At 66.8% G+C, this 5,921-nt stretch carries 8 protein-coding genes; 3 read left to right on the top strand and 5 right to left on the bottom strand.

From position 1 onward, the window contains the following. Positions 1–399 precede the first annotated feature (399 nt). The gene (lpdA, locus tag LW840_RS14765; RefSeq protein WP_291268372.1) at positions 400–1,803 is read left to right on the top strand and encodes a dihydrolipoyl dehydrogenase; all 1,404 of its coding nucleotides are present in this window, start codon (positions 400–402) and stop codon (positions 1,801–1,803) included. A 135-nt stretch (positions 1,804–1,938) separates the two neighbouring features. Here the strand turns inward: lpdA and LW840_RS17625 are convergent, their stop codons facing one another. From LW840_RS17625 to LW840_RS14745, 5 genes are all read right to left on the bottom strand, one after another. Next, on the bottom strand, positions 1,939–2,040 hold the full coding sequence (locus LW840_RS17625) for a DUF2442 domain-containing protein (RefSeq protein ID WP_345780909.1): 102 nt from the start codon (positions 2,038–2,040) through the stop codon (positions 1,939–1,941). A gap of 3 nt (positions 2,041–2,043) precedes the next feature. Further along, complete coding sequence (locus tag LW840_RS14760; protein WP_291263287.1) at positions 2,044–2,466, bottom strand: type II toxin-antitoxin system PemK/MazF family toxin; 423 nt, start codon at positions 2,464–2,466, stop codon at positions 2,044–2,046. Positions 2,467–2,487: 21 nt separating this feature from the next. Next, positions 2,488–2,796 carry a hypothetical protein gene (locus LW840_RS14755; RefSeq protein ID WP_291273164.1) on the bottom strand — a complete coding sequence of 103 codons (309 nt, stop codon included), beginning with the start codon at positions 2,794–2,796 and terminating at the stop codon, positions 2,488–2,490. 243 nt (positions 2,797–3,039) lie between these two features. Further along, positions 3,040–3,231 (bottom strand): DUF2442 domain-containing protein, encoded by a 192-nt coding sequence (locus LW840_RS14750; RefSeq protein WP_291268374.1) that lies wholly within the window; start codon positions 3,229–3,231, stop codon positions 3,040–3,042. Between the two features lie 7 nt (positions 3,232–3,238). Continuing rightward, positions 3,239–3,544 carry a DUF4160 domain-containing protein gene (locus LW840_RS14745; protein ID WP_291277253.1) on the bottom strand — a complete coding sequence of 102 codons (306 nt, stop codon included), beginning with the start codon at positions 3,542–3,544 and terminating at the stop codon, positions 3,239–3,241. Positions 3,545–3,784: 240 nt separating this feature from the next. Here LW840_RS14745 and lipB point away from each other — a divergent pair, with 240 nt between their 5' ends. Both lipB and LW840_RS14735 read left to right on the top strand, forming a co-directional pair. Further along, positions 3,785–4,492: a lipoyl(octanoyl) transferase LipB gene (lipB, locus tag LW840_RS14740; protein WP_291277252.1), complete on the top strand. Its 708-nt coding sequence runs from the start codon at positions 3,785–3,787 to the stop codon at positions 4,490–4,492. 157 nt (positions 4,493–4,649) lie between these two features. Continuing rightward, positions 4,650–5,921 (top strand): hypothetical protein (locus LW840_RS14735; RefSeq protein ID WP_291277251.1); only part of this gene is annotated, 1,272 nt, incomplete at its 3' end.

Here is a 5,921-nt window from a genome sequence, read left to right as displayed (position 1 = left end):
GGTCGAGGGCACCGAGCCCTGCCTCATTGGGTGCTTTCGCCGTTCTCCATGGCCTCCCACCACCTCGGTGAGCTCCGTGATGGCGAGGTGAACCCGGACCACGACTCAGACGGCGCCGCTCTCCCTGCACCCGCGCATCCCGCTGGAGGGGAAAACGCGGACGCACGGAGAGCACCGAGAGGGTCGAGGGCACCGAGCCCTGCCTCATGGCATGCCTTCGCCGTTCTCCATGGCCTCCCACCACCTCGGTGAGCTCCGTGATGGCGAGGTGAACCCGGACCACGACCCAGACGGCGACCCCGAACCGGACCCCGCCAATCTCCCTGCACCTGCGCGTCCCGCTAGATTGGACGCTGCGCCCACTCCGGCGCCTCCACTGAAATTCCAGCCGAACTCCCCATGGCTTCGTTCGACGTCATCGTCCTCGGCGGTGGTCCCGCCGGCTACGTGTGTGCCATTCGCTGCGCCCAGCTGGGGCTGCAGGTCGCCGTCATTGAGCGTGAAGCGCTGGGCGGCACCTGTGTGCTCTGGGGGTGCATCCCCGCCAAGGCACTGCTCGAGAGCGCGGGCCTCGCGCAGAAGCTGGGCAAGGCCGCCGAACACGGCATCACCCTCGACGGGGTGACGCTCGACTTCGGGCCCGCCATGAAGCGCTCGCGCGCCGTGAGTGCGCAGAACTCCAAGGGCGTGGAGTTCCTGCTCAAGAAGAACAAGGTGCAGCACATTCGCGGCGACGGCGTGATCGAGAAGGGCAAGAAGGTCACCGTGACCCTCGCCGACGGCAAGAAGGAAACGCACGAGGCGAAAAAGGCCGTGGTCATCGCCACCGGCTCGCGCGTGAAGGGCTTGCCGCAGATCGGCCTCGAGCTGGACAAGCACGTCGTGCTGTCGAGCGACGACGTGCTGGTGGCCGAAAAGGCCCCGGCCACCATGGCCGTGGTGGGCGCCGGGGCCGTGGGGTGCGAGTTTGCCGACGTGTTTGCCAGCTTCGGCACCAAGGTGTCGCTCATCGAGGTGGCCGCCAACATCCTCCCCATCGAAGACGCCGACTGCAGCGCCGAACTCGCCAAGGCCTTCAAGAAGCGCAAGATCGACGTGCTCACCGGCGCGAAGATCTCCAACGTGAAGGTCACCAAGACCGGCGCCAGCATGACCGTCGAAGCGGGCGGACAGACGCAGACGCTCGAGGTGGAGAAGGTGCTCGTGGCCGCCGGCCGCGCGCCCAACGTGGAGAAGATCGGGCTCGAAGCCGTGGGCATCGCCAAGAGCGAGCGCGGCTTCGTGAAGATCAACGAGAAGTTCGAGACCAGCGTACCGGGCTACTACGCCATTGGCGACGTGGCCGGCAACCAGATGCTCGCGCACAAGGGCTCGCGCGAGGGACACGTGTTGGCCGACCTGCTGGGTGGGCAGCACCCGCACCTGGTGAACTACAAGAACATTCCCAGCTGCACCTACTGCCACCCGGAAGTGGCCAGCATCGGCCTCACCGAGCAGGCGTGCAAGGACCAGAAGCTCGACTACACGATCGGGAAGTTCCCCTTCAGCGCGAACGGGCGCGCCCGCACCAGCGGCGAGATGGACGGCTTCGTGAAGATCATTCGCGACGCCAAGTACGGCGAAATCCTGGGCGCGCACATCGTGGGCGCGCACGCCACCGAAATGATCCACGAACTCGTGGTGGCGCGCGAGAACGAGTTCACGGTGGAAGAGATCGATCTCGCCGTGCACGCGCACCCCACGCTGTCGGAAGCCATTGGTGAAGCCGTGCTGGATTCCATGGGGAAGATGCTGCACGCCTGAGGGTAGTTGACCGACCACTATCAACTATCACCAACAACTACAAACTCCCCGCGACTTGCGAGATCTCCCCAAAGGAGGCGATCTCGCGGTCTGCGGGGAGTTTGTAGTTCGTAGTGCCAGTTTCCGGTTGTCAGTTCACCGGCGCCCGCCTTCTCCGTCGAGCAACCCCGCCACCGAGATGTCCTCGTCGACGTCCGGGAAATGAATGCCCACCCCACCGCCGATCAGCTGCCACACGCGTCACTGCTCGTCGGTCGCTTCATCGGCCTGATCTTCGTCGTCCACGACCTCCAGCGCGATATCGAGGTGCAGGAGCAACTTGTCCTCGATCTCTTGCTGCAGCGTCGAATCCGTCAGCGCTCCAAGTGGCGCGGCCAGCAACCGTTTCTTGGAAATCGTGCGGAGCTGTTGCGGCATTGCGATGCTATCGAGCGGGTTGCCGGCGACGCCACTCGGCAGCAGCACCTCAAACGGGTACACCGTTCGCTGTTTGTCGGCCTGCTTGGTCAACGGCACGACCGTGACGATGGGGAACGCCGCGTTGAAACCATCGTTGGAAACGATCAACACAGGCCGCTTCGCGCCACCCTGTTCACTCCCAACCGGATGATCCAAGTCCGCCTCGAACAGCTCCCAGCGACGAACGCGGCCCGTGTATGCCATGGATGTTCCGATCGGTGCGGGCTACAGACCGTCGGCGGCGGTCGCATCGTACGCCGTCGTGAGCTGCTCCATGTCCGCCATGAACGCCGGATCGTTCGCGGCAACCGCGTAGGCCTCATAGAGGCGCGCACGCCTTGACCGGCGCAGCTTCTCGATCACGGCCGCCTCGACGAAGGCGCTCAGGTTCGGGGCCAATCCGTCGGCAACGGCAGCTCGTGCCTCCTGAATCACGTTGGCGTGCAGGGAGAACGCCCTCTTCTCGAGTGGCGCCCCCCCGCGGCTCCGTCGACGTACCGTCGGCGCGGCCGTAGAGCTGGCGTGCTGAGGCATAGCAGACCCCTATTAAGGAATACTTGATGATGCTGCCAAGTATTACCTAATGACAGTGTTCGTGCAAGGCTCGGGCAAGTGCCAGAGGTCGCAGTCACTGATCTCTTTCCACGAAACCCGCCACCCGAAACGCCAGACCCGAAACTCCCGGCGGTCCACGAGGTCTCTACCGGAGATCCCGCGGGCCGCCGGGAGTTCCGGGTGTCGGGTTGCGGGTCGCTTCTGACTTGCTCGCTCGCGCGCTCACCGCGTGATCTCTCCGTCGAGCAACCCCGCCACCGAGATGTCCTCGTCGACGTCCGGGAAATGAATGCCCACCCCACCGCCGATCAGCTGCCAGACGCCTCGCTGCTCGGCGGTCGCGGCGTCGAGCCGCGGAAACCAGCTCACAGGAGCAGCAATCTCCCGCCCATCGGCCAGTACAGCGCGCAGCATCCCGTGTTCAACACGTACGTGGACCGCGCGGGCCCCGATTCCAGCGGCCGAAATACTCATACCAACGTTCCTCGAAAGTTGCCCGGTTGAGGATGACGAGACGTCGCAGGGTGGCCAGCTCTGACGGTCTGAAGCCCACGGCGGAGACAACCTCCGCCGTTTCCAGCCAGAGTCTGGCGAGACGATCGCCAGACGCGACATGAACATGCGGTGGCTCGTTCCGTTCGTTACTGAAGAAGAAGAAACGATAGCCGTCGACGCTGAGAATGGTCGGCATGGTGGCCCGTGGCAAGGCGAAGAGGTCGCCTGTCATGGCACCTATGAGGGAGTGCTCCGTAACCATTTTTTCGCCGGCGGGATCATCTGGCCGCACGTGGCCGCACGTGGCCGCACTGGCCCGCCACTCGAATCTCTCCACCCGAAACGCGACACCCGAGACCCGAAACTGCCTGCCGCTCGCGAGATCTCCGACGGCGATTCCGTGAACGGCAGGGAGTTTCGGGTTCCGGGTAGCGAGTGGCCAGTCGCACCAATCGCCCCGGTATATTGCGTAGTGCTCCTCTACACCCTCCCCCTCGGCCTCATCCCCTACGACACCGCCTGGGCGCTGCAGAAGCGCGCGGCGGCGGCGCGCATCAGTGGCGCCCTGCCGGAGGATCTGCTCCTGCTGGTGCAGCATCCGCCGGTCGTCACGCTGGGACGGAGCACCAAGCCCGGGCATCTGCTGGCCTCGGCCGAGTATCTGGAAGCCCAGGGCATCCAGGTGCGTGAGGTGGAGCGCGGCGGCGACGTGACCGTGCATGAGCCGGGGCAGCTGGTGGCGTACCCCATCATCGACCTCAAGCGCCACCGTAAAGACCTGCACTGGTACCTGCGGCAGGTGGAAGAGGTGATCATTGGCGCCCTCGCGCCGCACGGCCTGTCCTGCCACCGTGTGGAGGGGCTCACCGGGGTGTGGCACACCCGCGCCAACGACAGCCGGGTGAAGCTGGCCAGCATTGGCGTGCACGCGCGCGACTGGGTCACGTGGCACGGCGTGGCCCTCAACGTGGAAAACGACCTCGCCACCTTCGACCATACCGTGCCCTGCGGCATCGATGGCGTCGTCATGAGTACCGTGGCACGCGAGTGCGTGGCCTCCGGTTTGCACGCTCCATCGCTGGCGGCACTCGAACGTGATGTCGCGCACAGTGCCGCGCGCGTATTCGGCCTCGAGGCCGTGCCGTTTCCCTCGGCATATCAGTCCGTACTCGACGGGTAACGCGACGCACCCTGCCGGTCCGGCGAGTCTTTCCAGTCGCGACCTTCGGCGTTACTGTCACGCGGTGCTCACAGGCGGGGTAGTGCTTCCCGTATGAATGTCCGCTGTCGGTATCACGCCCGTGCACCGGCCTCCTCCCCACACCTCATTGCCTCCCATGCAGAGACGCGCTTCGTTCTCCTGGTCCGCGCTGGCCGCCACAGCCGCGCTGCTGGCCGCCTGCAACGGCGACGACGGGCCTCGCCCCCCGTCCACGCTCGCTGCCACCAGTGCCACGAGCCTCACCGGTATCGTCGGTGACGTCGTGAGCGACCCGCTTGCGGTCAAGGTCACCGACGACCGCGGCGCCGCGCTGGGCGGCATCGTGGTCACCTTTGCCGTCGCCGAAGGCGGCGGGTCCGTGACGCCGGCCGTGGACACGACCGACAACACCGGGGTCGCCAGCACCCGCTGGCGCCTGGGCGGCACCGCCGGCCAGCAGCGCGTGTCGGCCACGGTGACCGGCGTTACCACGCAGATCAACTTCATCGCCGCCGCGGCGGCGGGCGCCCCGGCCAACGTGGCCGTGCAGGCGGGGAACAACCAGAGTGCCACCGCCGGCACGGCGGTGTCCACGCCCCCGTCGGTCATCGTGCGCGACCGCTTCAACAACCCGGTCAACGCCACGTCGGTGTTCTTCTCCATCTCGGGGGGCGGCGGCTCGGTCACGGGCGCCGGCGCCACCACCAACGCCAGCGGGGTGGCCACGGTGGGGTCGTGGACCCTTGGCCCCAATGTGGGCACCAACACCCTCACGGCACTCGTGGTGGCCAACGGGGTCACCGCCAACCCCATCACCTTCACCGCCAACGGTACGGCGGGAACGGCCGCGGCCATCAGTGCGCAAACCAGCACCAGCATCACCGGCACGGTGGGTGGGCTGGTCACGCCGGTGCCCAGCATCCGCGTGCTCGATGCCAACGGCAACCCGGTGGCCGGGGTGAACGTGAACTTCACGGCCTCCACCGGCTCGACCGTGGTGGGCGGCGCCAAGACCACCAACCTGCAGGGTGTGGCATCGCCCGACGGCTGGCAGCTGGGCAGCACGGCGGCCACCTACACGCTGTCGGCCACGGTGGGCTCGCTCCCGCCGGTCGTGTTCTCGGCGGTGGCACGCGCCGGCGCGGCGGCGACCATGAGCATTCTGGCAGGCAACAACCAGTCGGCCACGGTGGGGCGCACGCTGCCCGTCGACCCGTCGGTGCGCATTACCGACGCCCTCGGCAACCCCATCGCCGGGCAGGAAGTGGTGTTCGAGGTCATCGACGGTGGTGGCTCGGCGGTGGCTCGCCGTCCCGTAACCGACGCCAACGGCACGGCCACGGTGGGCGCCTGGACGCTGGGCGAAACGCCGGGCACCAACACCCTGCGCGCGACGGCCACGGGCCTC

The organism is Gemmatimonas sp., assembly GCF_021298855.1.
Lineage (GTDB): Bacteria > Gemmatimonadota > Gemmatimonadetes > Gemmatimonadales > Gemmatimonadaceae > Gemmatimonas.
Note: the sequence above shows the minus strand (reverse complement) of the source record. Positions and strands in the feature narration are given on the sequence as shown.

Bases quoted from the DNA above. Each gene is read 5' to 3' on its own strand.
- lpdA (WP_291268372.1), top strand. From the start codon at position 400: ATGGCTTCGTTCGACGTCATCGTCCTCGGCGGTGGTCCCGCCGGCTAC.
- LW840_RS14760 (WP_291263287.1), bottom strand. From the start codon at position 2,466: ATGGCATACACGGGCCGCGTTCGTCGCTGGGAGCTGTTCGAGGCGGAC.
- LW840_RS14755 (WP_291273164.1), bottom strand. From the start codon at position 2,796: ATGCCTCAGCACGCCAGCTCTACGGCCGCGCCGACGGTACGTCGACGG.
- LW840_RS14750 (WP_291268374.1), bottom strand. From the start codon at position 3,231: ATGCTGCGCGCTGTACTGGCCGATGGGCGGGAGATTGCTGCTCCTGTG.
- LW840_RS14745 (WP_291277253.1), bottom strand. From the start codon at position 3,544: ATGACAGGCGACCTCTTCGCCTTGCCACGGGCCACCATGCCGACCATT.